The organism is Pseudarthrobacter leeuwenhoeki, assembly GCF_055412885.1.
Window position 1 is genome coordinate 17,383 of record NZ_JBVAYY010000005.1, and the last position, 18,958, is coordinate 36,340.

Annotated in this window: 17 protein-coding genes; 13 read left to right on the plus strand and 4 right to left on the minus strand. The window is 67.6% G+C overall.

The features are described from left to right. Nucleotides 1-4: 4 nt before the first annotated feature. The 5 genes from gcvP to ACZYX4_RS05475 all read left to right on the plus strand — a co-directional run bounded on the left by gcvP (nucleotide 5) and on the right by ACZYX4_RS05475 (nucleotide 7,453). Nucleotides 5-2,932, plus strand: a complete 2,928-nt coding sequence (gcvP, locus tag ACZYX4_RS05455; RefSeq protein ID WP_463874288.1) for an aminomethyl-transferring glycine dehydrogenase — start codon at nucleotides 5-7, stop codon at nucleotides 2,930-2,932. A gap of 10 nt (nucleotides 2,933-2,942) precedes the next feature. Further along, nucleotides 2,943-4,091, plus strand: coding sequence for a glycine cleavage system aminomethyltransferase GcvT (gene gcvT / locus ACZYX4_RS05460; RefSeq protein ID WP_463874289.1), 1,149 nt, complete (start codon nucleotides 2,943-2,945; stop codon nucleotides 4,089-4,091). 46 nt (nucleotides 4,092-4,137) lie between these two features. After that, the gene (gene gcvH / locus ACZYX4_RS05465) at nucleotides 4,138-4,524 is read left to right on the plus strand and encodes a glycine cleavage system protein GcvH (RefSeq protein WP_463874290.1); all 387 of its coding nucleotides are present in this window, start codon (nucleotides 4,138-4,140) and stop codon (nucleotides 4,522-4,524) included. Then, nucleotides 4,521-5,864 carry a serine hydroxymethyltransferase gene (gene glyA, locus ACZYX4_RS05470; RefSeq protein ID WP_463874291.1) on the plus strand — a complete coding sequence of 448 codons (1,344 nt, stop codon included), beginning with the start codon at nucleotides 4,521-4,523 and terminating at the stop codon, nucleotides 5,862-5,864. The genes gcvH and glyA overlap by 4 nt, the downstream gene beginning before the upstream one ends. A 164-nt stretch (nucleotides 5,865-6,028) precedes the next feature. After that, complete coding sequence (locus ACZYX4_RS05475; protein ID WP_463874293.1) at nucleotides 6,029-7,453, plus strand: L-serine ammonia-lyase; 1,425 nt, start codon at nucleotides 6,029-6,031, stop codon at nucleotides 7,451-7,453. 1 nt (nucleotide 7,454) lies between these two features. Here ACZYX4_RS05475 and ACZYX4_RS05480 read toward each other — a convergent pair whose 3' ends face one another. Further along, nucleotides 7,455-8,009, minus strand: coding sequence for a TspO/MBR family protein (locus ACZYX4_RS05480; protein WP_463874295.1), 555 nt, complete (start codon nucleotides 8,007-8,009; stop codon nucleotides 7,455-7,457). A 115-nt stretch (nucleotides 8,010-8,124) separates the two neighbouring features. On the opposite strand from ACZYX4_RS05480, the gene ACZYX4_RS05485 reads away from it, so the two are divergent. Both ACZYX4_RS05485 and ACZYX4_RS05490 read left to right on the plus strand, forming a co-directional pair. Next, nucleotides 8,125-9,198, plus strand: coding sequence for a lipid II:glycine glycyltransferase FemX (locus ACZYX4_RS05485; protein ID WP_463874297.1), 1,074 nt, complete (start codon nucleotides 8,125-8,127; stop codon nucleotides 9,196-9,198). A gap of 31 nt (nucleotides 9,199-9,229) precedes the next feature. Beyond that, nucleotides 9,230-10,726: a threonine/serine exporter family protein gene (locus tag ACZYX4_RS05490; RefSeq protein WP_463874299.1), complete on the plus strand. Its 1,497-nt coding sequence runs from the start codon at nucleotides 9,230-9,232 to the stop codon at nucleotides 10,724-10,726. Nucleotides 10,727-10,881: 155 nt separating this feature from the next. Here the strand turns inward: ACZYX4_RS05490 and ACZYX4_RS05495 are convergent, their stop codons facing one another. Both ACZYX4_RS05495 and ACZYX4_RS05500 read right to left on the minus strand, forming a co-directional pair. Further along, nucleotides 10,882-11,721: a siderophore-interacting protein gene (locus ACZYX4_RS05495; protein WP_463874301.1), complete on the minus strand. Its 840-nt coding sequence runs from the start codon at nucleotides 11,719-11,721 to the stop codon at nucleotides 10,882-10,884. 61 nt (nucleotides 11,722-11,782) lie between these two features. Beyond that, nucleotides 11,783-12,574 (minus strand): uracil-DNA glycosylase, encoded by a 792-nt coding sequence (locus tag ACZYX4_RS05500; protein WP_463874302.1) that lies wholly within the window; start codon nucleotides 12,572-12,574, stop codon nucleotides 11,783-11,785. A 107-nt stretch (nucleotides 12,575-12,681) separates the two neighbouring features. Between ACZYX4_RS05500 and ACZYX4_RS05505 the strand changes: the two genes are divergently transcribed. The 6 genes from ACZYX4_RS05505 to ACZYX4_RS05530 all read left to right on the plus strand — a co-directional run bounded on the left by ACZYX4_RS05505 (nucleotide 12,682) and on the right by ACZYX4_RS05530 (nucleotide 18,589). Beyond that, entirely contained in the window at nucleotides 12,682-12,999 is a 318-nt protein-coding gene (locus tag ACZYX4_RS05505; RefSeq protein WP_463874303.1) for a DUF3263 domain-containing protein, read from the plus strand. Between the two features lie 80 nt (nucleotides 13,000-13,079). Continuing rightward, complete coding sequence (locus tag ACZYX4_RS05510) at nucleotides 13,080-13,748, plus strand: LytR C-terminal domain-containing protein (RefSeq protein ID WP_463874305.1); 669 nt, start codon at nucleotides 13,080-13,082, stop codon at nucleotides 13,746-13,748. 184 nt (nucleotides 13,749-13,932) lie between these two features. Continuing rightward, the gene (locus tag ACZYX4_RS05515) at nucleotides 13,933-14,139 is read left to right on the plus strand and encodes a cold-shock protein (protein WP_463874307.1); all 207 of its coding nucleotides are present in this window, start codon (nucleotides 13,933-13,935) and stop codon (nucleotides 14,137-14,139) included. Beyond that, nucleotides 14,136-15,527, plus strand: coding sequence for an ABC transporter substrate-binding protein (locus ACZYX4_RS05520; RefSeq protein ID WP_463874309.1), 1,392 nt, complete (start codon nucleotides 14,136-14,138; stop codon nucleotides 15,525-15,527). Before ACZYX4_RS05515 ends, ACZYX4_RS05520 begins: the two co-directional genes overlap by 4 nt. Before the next feature lie 319 nt (nucleotides 15,528-15,846). Continuing rightward, complete coding sequence (gene groL / locus ACZYX4_RS05525; protein WP_463874310.1) at nucleotides 15,847-17,484, plus strand: chaperonin GroEL; 1,638 nt, start codon at nucleotides 15,847-15,849, stop codon at nucleotides 17,482-17,484. A gap of 121 nt (nucleotides 17,485-17,605) precedes the next feature. Beyond that, nucleotides 17,606-18,589, plus strand: coding sequence for an RNase H family protein (locus ACZYX4_RS05530; protein ID WP_463874312.1), 984 nt, complete (start codon nucleotides 17,606-17,608; stop codon nucleotides 18,587-18,589). Nucleotides 18,590-18,616: 27 nt separating this feature from the next. Here the strand turns inward: ACZYX4_RS05530 and ACZYX4_RS05535 are convergent, their stop codons facing one another. Beyond that, on the minus strand, nucleotides 18,617-18,904 hold the full coding sequence (locus ACZYX4_RS05535; RefSeq protein ID WP_282382014.1) for a WXG100 family type VII secretion target: 288 nt from the start codon (nucleotides 18,902-18,904) through the stop codon (nucleotides 18,617-18,619). Nucleotides 18,905-18,958 lie beyond the last annotated feature (54 nt).

An 18,958-nucleotide genomic window follows, 5' to 3' on the forward strand; every position in this document is an offset into this window, starting at 1 on the left:
AGTTATGGAGTTCCTTGTGACTGTTACCTCAGCGTCCACGTCCTTCGTTGACCGGCACATCGGCGCCCGCCGCCAGGCCGACGTCGACGCCATGCTGAAGGCTGTCGGCTACGACACCATCGATGCCCTCGTGGACACGGCCGTCCCGAAGGACATCCGGCAGGACTCCGCGCTGGCACTCGGGGCGGCGCTCAGTGAAGTCGAGGTCCTCGCCGAGCTGCGCAAGCTTGCCGCTAAGAACACAACTGCCGTCCAGATGATCGGGCAGGGCTACTACGACACCCTCACCCCGGCCGTCATCCGCCGCAACATCCTCGAAGCCCCGGCCTGGTACACGGCCTACACCCCGTACCAGCCGGAAATCTCCCAGGGCCGGCTCGAGGCGCTGCTGAACTTCCAGACCATGGTCCAGGATCTTGTCGGCCTGCCCATCGCCAATGCCTCGCTGCTGGACGAAGCCACCGCTGTCGCCGAGGCCGTGCTTATGATGCGCCGGGCCAACAAGAACAAGTCCGCCCACGACGGCAAGACCGTCCTCGACGCCGACTGCCTGCCGCAGACCATCGCGATCGTCAAGGGCCGCGCCGAGGCGCTGGGCTTCGAGGTCGAGATCGCCGATCTCTCCAAGGGACTGCCCGAGGGTGTCATCAACGGCGTTGTCCTGCAGCAGCCCGGCGCCTCCGGCCGGGTGTTTGACCACACCGCCGTGATCGCCGACGCCAAGGAACGCGGCGCCCTCGTCACCGTCGCCGCGGACCTGCTGTCGCTGACCCTCATCACCCCGCCCGGCGAGCAGGGCGCCGACATCGCCGTCGGCTCCGCCCAGCGTTTCGGCGTCCCGTTGTTCTTCGGCGGCCCGCACGCCGCCTACATGGCCGTCCAGAAGGGCCTCGAGCGGTCCATGCCCGGCCGTCTGGTCGGCGTCTCCAAAGACAACGCCGGCGTCCCGGCCTACCGCCTGGCCCTGCAGACCCGCGAGCAGCACATCCGCCGTGAGAAGGCCACCTCCAACATCTGCACCGCGCAGGCCCTGCTGGCGATCGTGTCCTCCTTCTACGCCGTTTACCACGGCCCGGACGGCCTGAAGGCCATCGCTGAGACCACCCACGGCCACGCCCGGACCATTGCCGCCTCGCTGCAGGCCGCTGGCCTGGACGTGCTGCACGCCAGTTTCTTCGACACCGTGACCGTCTCGGTCCCCGGCAAGGCCGCACAGATCATTGCCGCCGCCGAGGCCAAGGGCATCAACCTGCGCAGCATCGACGCGGACACTGTCGGCGTCTCCGCCGATGAAGCGACGACGGCGGCCATCGTCGCCGACGTCGTCGCCGCCTTCGGTGCGAGCGTCGCAGACGCAGAATCAGACGCAGCACCAGACGCAGAATCAGGCGCAGAACCCGGCGCGGCCGAAGGCAGCGGCACAGCCTTCGCGCTGGAAGCCGCCGTCGAGCGCACCTCCGACTACCTGCAGCACCCGGTCTTCAACACGCACCGTTCCGAGACCCAGCTGCTGCGCTACATCCGCCGGCTCTCGGACCGCGACCTCGCCCTGGACCGCACCATGATCCCGCTGGGTTCGTGCACCATGAAGCTGAACGCCACGGCCGAAATGGAAGCCATCTCCTGGCCGGAGTTTGCCTCGATCCACCCCTTCGCCCCGGAATCCCAGACCGCCGGCTGGCGCGAACTGATCGCGGACCTCGAAGCCCAGCTGACCGAGATCACCGGCTACGACCAGGTGTCCATCCAGCCCAACGCCGGCTCGCAGGGCGAGCTTGCCGGCCTGCTGGCCATCCGCGGCTACCACCTCTCCCGCGGCGAGGCCCAGCGCACCATCTGCCTGATCCCGGCTTCCGCGCACGGCACCAACGCCGCCTCGGCGGTGCTGGCCGGGATGAAGGTTGTTGTCGTGGCCACCGCCGCCAACGGCACGATCGACCACGCCGACCTGCAGGCCAAGATCGAGCTGCACAAGGACGTGCTGTCCGCGATCATGATCACCTACCCCTCCACCCACGGGGTATTCGACGCCGACGTCCGCGAGGTCTGCGACGCCATCCACGCAGCCGGCGGCCAGGTCTACATCGACGGCGCCAACCTCAACGCCCTCGTCGGGCTGGCCCAGCCCGGCCTGTTCGGCGGCGACGTCTCGCACCTGAACCTGCACAAGACCTTCTGCATCCCGCACGGCGGCGGCGGCCCCGGCGTCGGCCCGGTCGCGGCCAAGGCCCACCTGGCACCGTTCATGCCGGGCGATGCCAACAACGCCGATCCGGCCAACGGCGACAGCGGGCCTCCGATCTCCGCCTCGCGCTACGGCTCGGCCGGCGTGCTGCCGATCTCCTGGGCCTACGTGAAGCTCATGGGCGGTGCGGGCCTCACCGAGGCCACCAAGTCAGCCCTGCTCGCCGCCAACTACATCGCCGCCCGGCTGAACGACTTCTTCCCGGTGCTCTACACCGGCGAAGGCGGACTCGTGGCCCATGAATGCATCCTGGACCTGCGCGAACTCACGGCCAAGACCGGCGTCACCGCCGAGGACGTTGCCAAGCGACTGATCGACTACGGCTTCCACGCCCCCACCCTGGCGTTCCCGGTCGCCGGCACCCTGATGGTCGAACCCACCGAGTCCGAGGACCTCGGGGAGATCGACCGCTTCATCACGGCAATGATCTCCATCCGCGCCGAGATCGACCAGGTGGCGCACGGCGAGTTCACCGTCGAGCACAGCCCGCTGCGCAACTCCCCGCACACCGCCGCCGCCGTCATCAGCAGCGACTGGGCCCGCGAGTACCCGCGTGAGCAGGCCGTTTTCCCGGTCCACACGCTCAGGCAGGACAAGTATTTCCCGCCGGTCGGCCGGATCGACGGCGCCGCCGGTGACCGCAACCTGATCTGTTCCTGCCCGCCGCTTTCCGAGTTTGAAAACTAAGGATCCCGACATGTCTGAGAACTACACGGCACTCTACGAAGAGCACAAGAAGCTCGGCGCCTCCTTCACGGACTTCGGCGGCTGGCAGATGCCGCTCAAGTACAGCTCCGAGCTGGCCGAACACCACGCCGTCCGCAAGTCCGCCGGCCTCTACGACCTCTCCCACATGGGCGAAGTCTGGGTCACCGGCCCCGACGCCGCGGCCTTCCTGGACTACGCCCTGGTCGGCAAGATCTCCGCAATGGCGGTCGGCAAGGCCAAGTACTCGCTGATCTGCAAGGAGGACGGCGGCATCATCGACGACCTGATCACCTACCGCCGCGGCGACCAGAAGTTCCTGGTGGTCCCGAACGCGGGCAACGCGAAGGTCGTGGCCGCGGCCCTCGCCGAGCGGGCCGGTTCCGGCAACGAGGGAGGGTTCGACGTTACCGTCGAGGACGCCTCCGCCGAGACCTCACTGATCGCCGTGCAGGGCCCCAAAGCCCAGGAGATCCTGCTGCGCCTCGTTCCTGCCGCGCAGCACGAACTCGTCACCGGGCTGAAGTACTACGCCGCCGTCGACGTCCCCTTGATGTTCGGCGGCGCCAGCCAGGAGCTCCTGCTCGCCCGCACCGGCTACACCGGTGAGGACGGCTTCGAGATCTTCGTCGCGAACGGCGACGCCGCCGCCCTCTGGCAGGCGCTCGTGGCCATCGCCGAGGACGGCGAACTGACGCCCGCCGGACTCGCCTCCCGCGACTCGCTCCGGCTCGAGGCCGGGATGCCGCTTTACGGCAACGAGCTCTCCCTCGATGGCGACCCGTTCGCGGCCGGACTGGGCCCGGTCGTGGCGCTCTCCAAGGAAGGGAACTTCGTCGGCAAGGCTGCCCTGGCCGCCGCGAAGGAAGCCGGCGCAGGCACCACGACGGGCCGCAAGCTCGTCGGGCTCAAAGGCCTCGGCCGCCGGGCAGGCCGCGGCCACTACCCGGTCCTGAAGGACGGCAACACCGTCGGCGAAGTCACCTCCGGCCAGCCCAGCCCGACCCTGGGCTACCCGGTCGCGATGGCCTACGTCGACGTCGGGTTCACCGAACCCGGAACGGCCCTGGACATCGACCTCCGCGGCAAGGCTGAACCGTTCGAAGTTGTCGCGCTGCCGTTCTACAAGCGCCAGAAGTAGCCCTTAGATTTAGCACCAAGACCACTCCAAGACTTAGGAAAAACACATGGCAAAAGTTGCCCCTGAACTGCAGTACTCCGACGAGCACGAGTGGGTTGCCCGGGAGGCCGGATCAAACATTGTTTCCATCGGCATCTCGGCGGTCGCCACGGACGCCCTCGGCGACATCGTCTACGTGGACCTGCCCGAGGTCGGTGCCACTGTGACCGCGGGGGAGACCTGCGGCGAGGTGGAGTCCACCAAGTCCGTTTCGGACCTGTACGCTCCCGTCACCGGCGAGGTCACCGAAACCAACCCGGCCGTCGTCGAGGACCCCGCACTGATCAACAGCGACCCCTACGGTGCCGGCTGGCTCTTCAAGGTCGCCGCCGAATCCGACGGCCCGCTCCTCTCCGCCCAGGAGTACGCGTCCAAGAACGGCGGCGAGCTGTGAGCGCGGCTGCAGGCACCACCACGGCTGCCGGCACCGAGACCGCATTCGAGCAGGTAGTCTCCCCGAGCCTGGACGCCGAGCTGTCCGCCCTCGACCCGGAAATCGCCGCACAAATCGACGCCGAGCTGACCCGCCAGCGGGACGGCCTGGAAATGATCGCCTCGGAGAACCACACCGCCAAGGCCGTCATGCAGGCGCAGGGTTCCGTGCTCACCAACAAGTACGCCGAGGGCTACCCGGGCAAGCGCTACTACGGCGGCTGCGAGCATGTAGACGTGATCGAACAGCTCGCAATCGACCGGGTCAAGGCCCTGTTCGGCGCCGGGTACGCCAACGTCCAGCCGCACTCCGGCGCGCAGGCCAACGCCTCCGTCATGCACGCCCTGATCCGCCCGGGCGACACCATCATGGGCCTGAACCTGGCGCACGGCGGTCACCTCACCCACGGCATGAAGATCAACTTCTCCGGCCGCCTGTACAACGTGATCCCGTACCAGGTCCGCGAGGACGACCACCGGATCGACATGGCCGAGGTGGAGCGCCTGGCCCAGGAGCACAAACCGCAGCTGATCGTCGCCGGCTGGTCGGCCTACGCCCGGCAACTGGACTTCGCCGAGTTCCGCCGGATCGCCGATTCCGTGGGCGCTTACCTGATGGTGGACATGGCCCACTTCGCCGGACTCGTCGCCGCCGGACTGCACCCGTCCCCGGTGCCGTACGCCCACGTCACGACCTCCACCACGCACAAGACCCTCGCCGGTCCGCGCGGCGGCATCATCCTCTCCAACGACGCCGACATCGCCAAGAAGATCAACTCGGCGGTGTTCCCCGGCCAGCAGGGCGGCCCGCTGGAACACGTGATCGCGGGCAAGGCCGTGGCCTTCAAGATCGCCGCGTCCCCCGAGTTCAAGGAACGCCAGGAGCGTGTCCTGGCCGGAGCCCGCATCCTCGCCGAACGCCTGGTCCAGCCGGACATCACCGCCAAGGGCATCAACGTCATCTCCGGCGGCACCGACGTGCACCTGGTCCTGGTGGACCTGCGCAACTGCGAGCTTAACGGCCAGCAGGCCGAGGACCGCCTCGCGGAAATCGACATCACCGTCAACCGCAACGCCGTGCCGTTCGACCCCCGCCCGCCGATGGTCACCTCGGGGCTGCGCATCGGCACCCCCGCGCTGGCCACCCGCGGGTTCGGCGAAGCAGCGTTCGCCGAAGTCGCGGACATCATCGCGGAGGCCTTGATCGCCGACGCCGGCACGGACCTGTCCGGTCTGCGCTCCCGGGTGCAGGCCCTCGCCGCCGCCCACCCGCTCTATCCCTCGGTGGCCCACCTCGCCTAAGGGCCGAACTGCGGGTAACAGCAGTACAGATCACGACGCCTGGCCGCCGCCACAAGCTGCTGCCCGGCGTCGTGCATCCGGCGAAACCGACGCCACCCGGCGATAGCGCCGCCTTCCGGCAGGACCATCTGCCGGGCCACAGTTAGAGCTAGTTAGGAACGACAATGGCCGTTGGAGTCTTTGACCTTTTTTCCATCGGAATAGGGCCCTCCAGTTCACACACGGTGGGCCCCATGCGGGCTGCTGCCGTGTTCGCCGGGGAACTCACGGCCTCCGGCGTGCTGGACCGGGTGACGGCGTTGCGGGTGGACCTCTACGGCTCCCTCGCCGCGACCGGGCACGGCCACGGCACCATGACCGCCGTCCTGCTCGGTCTGGAGGGCTTCCACCCGGAGCTGATCCTCCCCGAGGAAGTGGAGGAACGGCTCGCAACCATTGCCGAGACCGGCCTCCTGCAGCTGGCCGGCACCGGCGAAGCGGGCGTCCCGCTGCCCTACGGCGTGCAGGACATGGTGCTGCGCCCCCTGACCATCCTCCCGCGGCACACCAACGGCATGACGTTCACCGTCTCCGGCGCCGACGGGGAGGTCCTGCACAGCGCCACCTTCTTCTCCGTGGGCGGCGGCTTCATCGTCCGAGAGGGCGAGGAGGACGCGGCGCTCAAGGAACTCGCCGAGTCCAAGAAGGAACTGCCGCTGCCCTTCCGCACCGCCGCGGAACTGCTGGGCCGCTGCCAGTCCAAGGGCCTCTCGATCGGCGAGATCATGTTCGTCAACGAGCGGGCCTCCCGGACCGAGGCCGAGATCCGCGAAGGCCTCCTGCACATCTACTCCGTGATGGAAGGCTGCGTCGAGGTCAGCCTGAAGCGCGAGGGACTGCTGCCCGGCGGGCTCAAGGTCCGCCGCCGAGCGCCGGACTGGCACGAACGCCTTCTGAAAGAAACCCTGGATCAGGACCCCGACTTCCGGGACCCGAAATACTGGCAGGAATGGGTCAACCTGATCGCCCTGGCCGTGAACGAGGAAAACGCCTCGGGCGGCCGCGTCGTCACCGCCCCGACGAACGGCGCCGCCGGCATCATCCCCGCCGTGCTGTACTACGCTCTGCACTTCGCGCCGGGTATGGACAAGGCCACCCAGGCCGACCGCGACGACGTTGTGGTCAAGTTCCTGCTGACCGCCGCCGCGATCGGGGTGCTGTACAAGGAACAGGCCTCGATCTCCGGCGCCGAGGTCGGCTGCCAGGGTGAGGTGGGCTCGGCGTCGTCGATGGCCGCGGCGGGTCTGGCCGAGGTCATGGGCGGCACGCCGCAGCAGGTGGAGAACGCCGCGGAAATCGCGATGGAGCACAATCTGGGTCTGACCTGCGACCCGATCGGCGGGCTCGTGCAGATCCCCTGCATCGAACGCAACGCCATCGCGGCAGCAAAGGCCATCAACGCCGCCAAAATGGCGCTGTGGGGCGATGGTTCGCACCGGGTGTCGCTCGACGAGGTCATTGTGACCATGCGGGAGACCGGCCGGGACATGAGCTCCAAGTACAAGGAGACCGCTATGGGCGGGCTCGCCGTGAACGTGGTGGAATGCTGAGTCAGTTGTAAAGCGCGACCCAGAGGTTCAGCGACGAGGCGAACATGATCCAGGCGAGGTAGGGCAGCAACAGGAGCGCGGCCGTCCGGCTGATCGGTTTAAAGCGGAGGGCAGTGACGACCACGGCCACGGCCAGGGACACAATAATGCCAAAGGCGATCCACAGGGCCGGGGTGCCGAGCGCCGGGTACAAGCCGAAGAACACCGGCGTCCACAGCAGGTTCAGCACCAGCTGCACGGCATAGGCTGCGAGGGCGGGCCTGGTCCCTTCCGCCCGGCTCCTCCAGACCAGCCAGGCGGCCACGGCCATTGCAATGTAGAGGGCCGTCCAGACCGGCCCGAACAACCAGTTCGGCGGCGACCACGGTGCCTGGTCCGCGGTGGCATACCAGCCGTTGACGTTGTCGGCAGTGGCCAGCCCGCCCAGCCCCGCAACCAGGGCCGAGGCAGCGAGGAATACCAGCAATCCCAGCAACTGGGGTCCCAGCGCACGCTTTGCGGGCGGGTGTTCCTGACGTCCGGAGCTTGCGGCCAATGATTGCTGATCAGGTGCCATGCTTCCAGCGTAGCGCGTGAGTTCCGGGCGGGAACAGGGGGCGGGGCGGATAGACTTGACTCTGCATGTCCGCATGCCGCCGACGCTCGTACCGCAATGATTGGATGCCGCACCCTTGCGTGAATTCACCGCCCGCTTCGCCTCTGCCGAAGAGATCGCCACCTGGGACGCCAACGTCACCGCGAACCCCAATGGCGGCAATCTCCTGCAGTCGGAAGCCTTCGCCGAGGTCAAGCAGAACTTTGGCTGGAAGCCCCTTCACCTCGTGTACGAGACGGCAGACTACACGAGCTACAACCTCATCCTGGAGAAGTCTTTCCCGCTCCTGGGAAAGCTCTGGTACCTGATCAAGGGCCCGGATGTGGCGTCGGTCGAGGATATCCCCGGCATCGCCGCGGCCAATGCCGAGTTCGTCAAGCGCGCCCGGCTGGGCGTCTTCGCTATCAAGATTGAGCCGGACATCCTGCTCTCCGCGGAGGCCAAACGAGTGATCGAAGGCGCCGGGCTGGTCAAGACCCACAACCTGCAGCCCAACGACTCCACGGCCCTGCTCGACATCTCCCCGGAACAGAACCAGCTGCTGCGCAACCTGCACTCGCGCGGCCGCAACGCCGTCCGACGCGCCATCCGCGAGGACGTGGTGGTCCACAACATGGAGCCCACCGAGGCAAACTTCCGCGCCATGTACGCGCTGATGACCAACACCGTGGAAGCCAAGTCCCAGGTCCGGGTCCGCGACTACGAGTACTACCGCCAGTTCTGGACCAACTTCATCAGCCGCGGCCAGGGCAGGCTGCTCTTCGTCTACGAGGACGGCGTGCCCTCCGTGGGAGCCTTCGCCATCAACTACGGCCGCAAGGGCACGTACAAGGACGGCGGCTCGCTGCAAAAACGCGGCCAGTACGGCGACTCCCACCTGGTGCAGTGGACGGCCATCAACCAGCTCAAGGACCTCGGCTGCACCGAATACGACTTCTGCGGCACGCCCCCCAGCGACCAGCTCAAGGACACGTCCAACCCGTTCCATGGACTGGGCCTGTTCAAAACCAGTTTCAGCAAGACCGTGACCGACTTTGTCGGCTGCTACGACCAGGTGCTGAGCCCGCTGAAGTACAAGGCCTGGATGGCCGCGGGGGAACGCCTTGCCCGCCAGATCTACACCCGCCGCACGGGCCAGCAGTTCTACTAAACCGGCAGCCACGGACACTAAGGACGCCGGAATGACCAACGAACCCGACGGCCGCCGCAGGCCGTACACCGACGGAATGCCCAGGACCGAGCCGATGTCGGCCACGCAGGTGCGCCAGAACGCCGCGGCCAAGCGGATGCTGCGCCGGCTGGTCCAGGGCGAGAACCCGCCGACCGCCCCGATGAGCATCGTGGACCGTCTCGCCGGCAGCCCCTACGCCAACCCGATGATCCAGGTGGGCGGGGTGGACACCTCTGCCCGCAAGACCATCGACTTCGCGCTGCACCTGGCCGAGTCCATGTTCCGGTACGGCGCCGGCGCCCTCGAAGTGGAAACCAGCATCATCGCCATCACGGCCGCACTGGGGCTCAAACACATCGAAGTGGACATCACCAACCAGTCGGTGGCCATCAACTACGCCCCCAAAGACCAGACACCGATCTCGCTGCTGCGTGTGGTCCGGTCCTGGACCAACAACTACGCCGGGCTCTCACTGGTTCACCAACTTGTCACCGAGATTGTGGCCGGGGGGGTGGGCCGGGAGGAGGCCGTGCGCCGGCTGGAGGAGATCACCCGCAGCGCCAAGCCGTTCCCGCGCTGGATGGTCACCGTCGCGTTCGGGGTCTTCTCCGCCGTCTTCGTCGGTGTGCTCGGCGGGGGACCCGGCGCCTCCGCGGTGGCGTTCGCGTCCAACCTGCTGGTCAGCCTGCTGGCCAGGCAGTTGGGCCGCTGGCGCACCCCTGACTTCTTCATCACCGCGTCGTGTTCCTTCCTCGTCACCTTCATCGCCCTGCTGCTGTGGCGGTTCGGCGGCCTGGTGGGGATCCAGATCCCCCCGGCCATCGTGGTGGTCGGCGGAATCCTGCTGCTGCTGCCGACCGGACGACTGGTGTCCTCAGTCCAGGATGCGATCAACGGCTTCCCGGTGACGGCGGCCGGACGGTTCCTGTCCACGATGCTGACGTTCGGCGCGCTCGTCGCCGGCATCGCCGTGGGGTTTGTAGTGGGGGACATGACGGGGATGGAGACAATCGACGTCACCGAAACATTCCCGCCGGCGTATCCGTTATGGGTGGTGGTCATTCTGATCGCCATCGCGGTGCTCATGATCGGCATCACCGAACAGACCGCCTGGGACCTGCTGCTGCCGACCGCGGCCGTGGGCGTGGTGGGGTACCTGGTCATGATCGGCGGAGAGGCCCTGAGCATCGGGCCGCGTTATTCGCCCGCCGTGGCCGCCGTCGTCATCGGCCTGCTGGCCCGCGTCGTGGCGCTCCGGATGGGCGCCCCGCAGCTGGTGGTGGCCGTCCCCGCGGCGCTGATCCTGCTGCCCGGGCTCACCATATTCCGGTCCATGTATGTGTTGACCATTGAGGAATCGGAGATCCTGCTGGGTGCCGGGGGCATGCTCAACGCCGGCGCCATCGTGATGGGGGTCGCCGCCGGCATCGTGCTCGGTGACACGCTCGCCCGGCCCCTCACACGCGGCCTGGCCAGCAACGAACGACGGCGGGCGCGTCGCCGCTAGGTCTCCTTTGCACCCTGCGCCGCCGGGTTTTTCCCACCTTCGCCGGGTCCCGACGGCGTGGCGGGCCGCCGGGCCGGCGAGCCCCGGCGTCGTGTTGGCAAAGGTGGGGAAACTCCGCGGTACCCCGCCGGATCTGCTGTTAGACCTTCCGCCTGCTAGATCTCGCCGATGGGCAGCTTTTTTTCGGCCTGGAAGTCGTCCTCCACCCGGCCCATCGCCCAGTAGCCGGAGAGCGAAACCTGGGAGCGCTCCAGCCCGCGCTGCGCGAAGAGCACCTCCCGCAGGCTCTTCATGTAGCCACGCTCGCCGTGCGCAAAGACCTGCACCCGGCCCTGGGGCCACGTGGCGTCCCGCACCGCCGTGACCAGCAGTTCACTGGCCCCGGCAGGTACGCCCCCGCGGAGGAGCCAGCGCAGTTCCACTCCGGCCGGCGCGGCGATGGACTGGACGTCGGCGTCGCCATCCACCTCGAGGAAAGCGACGCCGCGGGCATCCTCCGGCAGGGATTCGATCGAGGCGCCGATGGCAGGCAGGGCGGACTCGTCGCCCGCGAACAGGTACCAGTCCGCGGCCGGATCCGGGTTGTAGCCGCCGCCCGGGCCGGTGAAGGTCAGGGCGTCGCCGGGGCGGGCCGACGCGGCCCACGGCCCCGCGAGGCCGTCATCGCCGTGGATCACGAAGTCGATGGCGAGTTCGCCGGCCGCCTCGTCGACCCAGCGGACGGTGTAGGTCCGGGTGTGCGGCCACTGATCGCGCGGCATGGACTCCCGGATTTCCCAGAGGTCCAGCGGTTGCGGGTAGGTGACCCCGGGCTGCGGGAACACGATCTTGACGTAACGGTCCACGAAGGAGTTGTTCACGTAGCCGGCGAAGCCTGGCCCGCCGGCAATGATCCGTACCATGTGCGGCGAGAGCTGCTCGCGGCGCAGGACCGTGAGGTTGGTCTGCGGGCGGGATTTCCGGGTGGTTGACGTGGCTGCGGGGACTGAGGTCATGAAGCCAAGCCTAGCCAACAACCGCCAACAACCCTGGGCGGAACCGCGGCTGTGAAGCCTGTCAGGGAAGGGGAAGGGGAGGGAGTTCCCAGTTCACCGTGCCGTCGTCTTGTGCCTGGAGCAGCGTATTGGCGTGGCTGAACGGCCGGGAGCCGAAAAATCCCCGTGAGGCTGAGAGCGGGCTCGGATGGGCGTTGGTGATCACCGGTGTGGGACCCAGCAACGGCCGGACGGTCCCGGCGTCGCGGCCCCACAGGATTGCCACCAGCGGCGCGGGGGAGCCGGCGGAGGTGGTACGGTTCGCCACGGCGCTGATCGCTGCCCCCGTGATGGCTTCCCACCCTTTGTTCCGGTGCGATCCGGCCTCCCCGGCCCGGACGCTAAGGACCCTGTTCAGCAGCAGCACACCCTGGGCCGCCCAGCCGCTGAGATCGCCGTGGACCCGCGGCGGCAGCCCCAGATCGGCCTCGAGTTCCTTGTAGATATTGGCGAGGCTGCGCGGGATGGGCCGGGTGGCGCCGTCCACGGCGAAGGAGAGCCCGACGGCATGGCCGGGCGTCGGATAAGGGTCCTGGCCCACGATCAGTACCCGGACGCCCGCCAGCGGCTGCCGGAACGCCCGCAGCACGTTCGACGGCGACGGCAGGACTTCGTGGCCCTCGGCAACCTCCCGGCCCAGGAACGCCAGGACGTCGCGCAACTTCCCCTCCACCGGGGCCAGCGCCTCCGCCCAGCCGGCCGCCACAAGCTCATGCAACGGCAGGCGGGCCAGCCCGGCGAAGCCGGCCCCTTCGTCCGAGGCGGGCTTCAGCTCGAACAGGGCATCGGAATCAAGGAAGTCGGAGGTAGGCACAGCCCCATTCTCGCAGGGCGGCAAATGACAACCCTGTTAGTCGCCCGTAACATGAGTAAGGAACTTTTCACCGGATCAAGCCGTACCGGAACAAGCAGGGAGTCTTCGTGGCCGAACAAGCGCAAGAGCACCTTTCGACGACGGAAGCTGTTGCCGCCGGGACCAGCCCCGAGTCGCCGCTGAGCAGCCGGGACCAGCAGATGCTGGCGCTGGAACGGCAGTGGTGGAAATACGCCGGCGCCAAGGAACAAGCCATCCGGGAGCTTTTCGACCTCTCCGCCACCAACTATTACCAACTTCTGAATGCCCTCATCGACACCGAGGACGCGCTGGCCCACGATCCCATGCTGGTGAAGAGGCTGCGTAGACTACGTACGTCACGCCAACGTGCGCGTACTGCCCGCCGCTTGGGCTCAGACGCGTAGAGCCCAGGCGGAAGCGCGGATTCCCGCGTGGACGCCCGCGCGGGCCATCGTCAGAAACCAGCAAGGACGTCGCTTTCACCATGACCAAATACGCTCGGGATGAATTTGATCGGGTCCCGGAGACCTCCGCACGCCAGGGCGTCCACCGGGCAGCCGCCGAATCCCGCCGTGGCCGCCGCCTGGGCGCCATCCTGGCAGTCGGAGCCGCGGCTTTGGCCGTCGGCCTCGTGTCCTTCCTGATTCTGCCGAAGCTTGGATTCTCCTCCCCCGGAGAGAGCACTGCCGTTTCGGCCGAGCAGGGCGGCAGCAGCGCCGCTGCGTCGCCGGCCCCCACGGCTTCCACCCCGGCGCAGCCCACCCCTACGGCTTCCACCCCGACGACGCCCAGCCCCGAGCCGTCCAGTCCGGCGCCGGTGAGCCCGGAGGCCAGCGCTTCGCCGTCCGCGTCGGCCACCCCCTCCGTGGCTGCCGTCATCGACAAGACCCAGCCGGTTGCGGTCTTCAACGGCACCACGACCGCGGGACTGGCGAGCCGTGTGGGCGGAACCGTCTCCACCGCCGGCTGGACGATCGGCACGCTCGGAAACTGGGGTGGTGCGCGCCAGCAGCGTTCCGTCATTTTCTACAGCGGCGCCGCGCAGAAGGGCAACGCCGAAGCCCTTGGCAAACTCCTCGGCATCCCGACCGTCGTGGACTCGGCCAACTCCCAGCTGCCACTCGTTGTGGTCCTGGGGCCCGGTTTCCAGTAGTCCGTTCCGGATGCGCCTGAATAACTATTCGCCGCCTGACCCGCCCCCGCCCCGCGCTCCGGCCCGAGGCTGTGGGTACAGTAATTGCGGACTGCGTCTGCATGCTGTGTTTGCATGTGCGTTTTACCATCCGCGGCCCACAATGTGGTGGGCCGCCCGCCAGCCGACTGAAAGTGTGAACACCATGGCATTGGGAACCGTCAAATGGTTCAACGCCGAGAAGGGCTACGGATTCATCACCGTGGACAGCTCCGGGGCCGATGTCTTCGTGCACTGGTCTGCCATCGCGGGGGAGGGCTTCCGTGCCCTGGACGAGGGGCAGCGCGTGGAACTCGAAGTCGGCGAGGGCGAAAAGGGCCCGCAGGCCGAAAGTGTCCGGCCTGTCCAGTGACCTTCGCCGCTGCAGCACACGCTTCGCAGAACCCTGCCGACCAGGCTGCTGCTCAACGAGCCACCATCAGCTCTTGCCTGCGCCGGTCTTCCCCGCGCCGGTCTTCCCCGCGCCGGGCTGCGGCCCTGCGGATCGGCCGCGCCGCCGCAGTGGCCGCGGCTGCGGCCCTGACCTTGACAGCGTGCCTGGGGCCAACGGGCGGCGCCCGCGTGGAGCAGGCGGACCCGAGCGGCGACGGCACCCTGCGGATCGGGCTGATCCTCGACAACACCGGCCCGCAGAACTTCCTCAACGCCCCCCAGCTGGCCGCCGCAAAGCTTGCCGTCAAGGAAATCAACGCCGCGGGCGGCCACAACGGCAAACCGGTGGAGTTGTTCCCGGAGACCATCAGCGCGGACACCGCAGCGCAGGCCAAGGCGCTGGTGGCGGCAAACGCCGACGTCGTCATTGGCCCGACAGACTCAAGCCGGGCGCCCGCCGCCATCGATGTCCTGTCCAACGCCAGGATCGCCATCATTTCCCCCGCGAACGCCGCCAGCGGGCTCAGCAGCTATCAGAGCGGCGGTTTCTATTTCCGGACCTCGGCAGCCGACGTTGCGCAGGCCCCCGTGCTGGTCAAGCTTGCCCAGGACAGCGGTGCCGCCACCCTCGCCGTGGTGTACGAGGAAGGCAGCTACGGCAAGGACGTGTCGACCGCCGTCGCCGCCGCCGCCCGGCAGGCCGGCCTCGGGTCCGTCACCGTCGCCGGATTCGCCCCGGGCCAGGCCCAGCAGGCGGCCGCTGCCGTGAAAGCGGCGGCTCCCGACGCCGTCGTGCTGGTCTCGCGGGCAGGGGCGCAGGGCGCCATTGCCGAGCTAAACAATGCCGGCGTTGCCCGAAAGAAGCTCATCCTCAGCGACGGTGCTGTCAACCAGTACGGCTCAGGCCTCGGATCCAGCGCCCTCGGCGGTGCCCGGGGGATCCTGCCGGGGACCTTTGCCTCCGCACACTTCCAGGGCGAACTGGTTACCGTGGATCCGGAGCTGTTGGACATGACCTTTGCTGCGGAGATGTACGACGCCGTCAACCTCGCCGCCATCGCGGCCGCTGCAGCCCAGGACGACGCCGGAGCCTCCGTCGCGGCCAGCCTGATCGCCGTCTCGGGCGGCAAGGTCCAGACATCCGGCGGCTCCGGGACCTCCGGCGAATCGACGGTCTGCAAGAGCTACCAGGAGTGCCTCGACGCACTCCGGGCCGGCAAGCAGCCCGATTACGACGGTGAATCCGGGCGGATCGGCTTCGATGCCAACGGTGACGTCAGCGCCGCAAACTACGTCGTCTACACCTACAGTGCGGACAACACGGCGACCATGAGCGGCAGCGAGACGGCCAGCCGCAACGGGAGTTAATCGCCCGTAGCGTATTGCGTCGTGCCGGAGTGCCGCCAGCGGGCCGATGCAGGGCCTGCCGGCGGGCCCACTGCTTGCACTCTCCCCGGGGGAGTGCTAATTATTGAGTTAGCACTCCTGCGTATTAACTGCTAAAACGACGCCCGGTTCGCCCGGCCGCGAAGTTGCAGCAGCCGCAGCCGGGAGCGAAAGAAACACCTGGCTGGGGTGAGATCCCTGGCCCGGCGGCATACAGAGGCCGCGGGGCAAGGATCGTCCGTCGCGGGCACCGCAGCAAAGGTTCATTCTTAACGACTGTCCCGAAAGGACTACTGCCGTTATGGCCAAGATCATTGCATTTGATGAAGAGGCACGCCGCGGTCTTGAGCGGGGCCTGAATATCCTCGCCGACGCCGTCAAGGTCACCCTCGGCCCGCGTGGACGCAACGTCGTCCTCGAAAAGAAGTGGGGCGCCCCCACGATCACCAACGATGGTGTTTCCATCGCCAAGGAGATCGAGCTGGACGATCCCTACGAGAAGATCGGCGCCGAGCTGGTCAAGGAAGTTGCCAAGAAGACGGATGACGTCGCCGGCGACGGAACCACCACCGCCACCGTGCTGGCTCAGGCCCTGGTCAAGGAAGGCCTGCGCAACGTCGCGGCCGGCGCTGATCCCCTGTCCCTCAAGCGCGGCATCGAGAAGGCTGTCGAAGCTGTCACCCGCGAGCTCCTGGCCTCCGCCAAGGAAATCGAAACCAAGGAAGAGATTGCCGCCACCGCGTCGATCTCTGCCGGTGACAACGAGATTGGCGCACTGATTGCCGAGGCCCTGGATAAGGTCGGCAAGGAAGGCGTCATCACCGTCGAGGAGTCGAACACGTTCGGCCTCGAGCTGGAGCTCACCGAAGGCATGCGCTTCGACAAGGGTTACATCTCCGCGTACTTCGTTACCGACGCTGAGCGCCAGGAAACGGTCCTTGAGGATCCGTACATCCTGATCGTCAACTCCAAGATCGCCAACGTCAAGGAACTGGTTGCTGTCCTCGAAAAGGTCATGCAGTCCTCCAAGCCGCTGCTGATCATTGCCGAAGACATCGAGGGCGAGGCCCTGGCCACCCTGATCGTCAACAAGATCCGTGGCACCTTCAAGTCCGTCGCCGTCAAGGCTCCGGGCTTCGGTGACCGCCGCAAGGCGCAGCTCGCCGACATCGCCATCCTCACCGGTGGCCAGGTCATCTCCGAGGAAGTCGGCCTCAAGCTTGAGACCGCCGGACTCGAACTCCTGGGCCGCGCCCGCAAGGTCGTTGTGACCAAGGACGAGACCACCATCGTCGAGGGTGCAGGCGACGCTGACCAGATCGCCGGCCGCGTTTCCCAGATCCGCGCCGAGATCGAGAACTCCGACTCGGATTACGACCGCGAGAAGCTGCAGGAACGCCTGGCCAAGCTGGCCGGCGGCGTTGCAGTCATCAAGGCCGGTGCCGCAACCGAGGTCGAGCTCAAGGAACGCAAGCACCGCATTGAGGACGCTGTCCGCAACGCGAAGGCTGCTGTCGAAGAGGGCATCGTCGCCGGCGGTGGCGTTGCCCTGATCCAGGCCGGTGCCAAGGCATTCGCCAACCTGCAGCTCGAAGGCGACGAGGCAACCGGTGCGAACATCGTCCGCGTTGCCATCGACGCCCCGCTGAAGCAGATCGCCTTCAACGCTGGCCTCGAGCCCGGCGTTGTCGTCGACAAGGTCCGCGGCCTGCCTGCAGGCCACGGCCTGAACGCAGCAACCGGCGAGTACGTCGACCTGCTGGCTGCCGGCATCAACGACCCGGTCAAGGTCACCCGCTCTGCCCTGCAGAACGCGGCTTCCATTGCCGGACTGTTCCTCACCACCGAGGCCGTTGTGGCCGACAAGCCGGAGAAGAACTCCCCGGCCATGGGCGGCGGCGACGACATGGGCGGCATGGGAGGCATGGGCGGTTTCTAACCACCCGGCTTCCGGCGCTGGCTGGTCCAGCGCCGAGCGTCCAGTTCAACGACGGCGGTCCCTCCTTCGGGTGGGGCCGCCGTCGGCGTTGAAGGCCCGCCCCGTCTGGCAGGATAGTGCAGTGACGATTACAGCAGCGGCCGACGGTTCGGCTCTAGGAAATCCCGGCCCGGCCGGTTGGGCCTGGTACGTGAACGACGACTGCTGGCGGGCCGGGGGATGGCCGCACGGCACCAACAACATGGGCGAGCTTATGGCCGTGCTGGACCTGTTCCGCTCCACCGCGCACCTGCCGGGCGAGGACCTGCATATCCTCTGCGACAGCCAGTACGTCATCAACTCCGTCACCAAATGGATGCCGGGCTGGAAACGCAAGGGCTGGCGCAAGTCCGACGGCAAGCCGGTCATGAACGTCGAACTTCTCAAGGAGATCGACCAGGCGCTGGTCGGCCGCAAATACACCTTCGAATGGGTGCGCGGCCACGCCGGGCACGACCTCAACGAGGCTGCGGATGACCGCGCGAGGGCCGCCTCGACGGCCTTCCAGCAGGGCGTGGCCGTCCGCCAGGGCCCCGGCTTCGGCGCCGCGGCCGGGGCTCCGGCTCCCGCAGCCCGGACCGCTCCCGCAGCAGCCGCTCAGGCACCGCAGGCCGGGCCTGCCCCGGCCGGCCAGCAGCAGCTGTTCGGCGAACCGTCGCTCTTCGATGAACCCGACCTCTTCAGCGAACTCGACGAGGACACCACGCCCGCCCCGGGCACCGACGCGAGCCCGGAAGCCATCGTCGAGGCATTGGAGCGCGAACTCCTCCTCCCCGAAACCCGCGCGGACCTCGGACGCACCGGTGTGCTGCTGCACCCGGATTTCACCGAGATCGGCAGCTCGGGCCGGATCTGGACCCGGGACGCCATGATGATGTCCCTCGAAGATCACCCGGGAGGCCCCGCCGAGCTGGAGCTGCTGGGCGCGGACCGGCTGGGCGAGCAGACGGTCCTCCTGACCTACCGCAGCCACGCCCGATCGGGAACGGCACTGCGCAGCTCCCTGTGGGTCCACGACGGCGCTCAGTGGCGGCTCCGCTTCCACCAGGGCACCCCCGAAGCCTGAGCCCTTCTCCGGCGTCCTGGCGGCCGTTCAGCTGAAACGCTGGGTATTGTGAAGTTCAGCCTGGGCGTAGCTCGCCGCTGCGGAGTTCAGCGCCAGGTTGATGGACGCCAGGGATGCCTCGACCTTTCCCTGGGTCAGGGTCCACTCGGCCACGAGAGCCTGGAAGTTGGTGGCTGCCGAGCCGCGCCACGTGGCCTGTAATTCATCGAGGCCGTGTTTCATGGCCTGGACGTCCGCGCTGATCCGGTCGACCGTGGCCTTGACGTTTGCCGATTTGAGCTGAAGGAGTTCCGTGTCGACGGAGATGATGCTCATGGGGTGCCCTCTCTGCGGTGCCTGATCCGGAATTCCCGGACCCTTCGAGCCTAG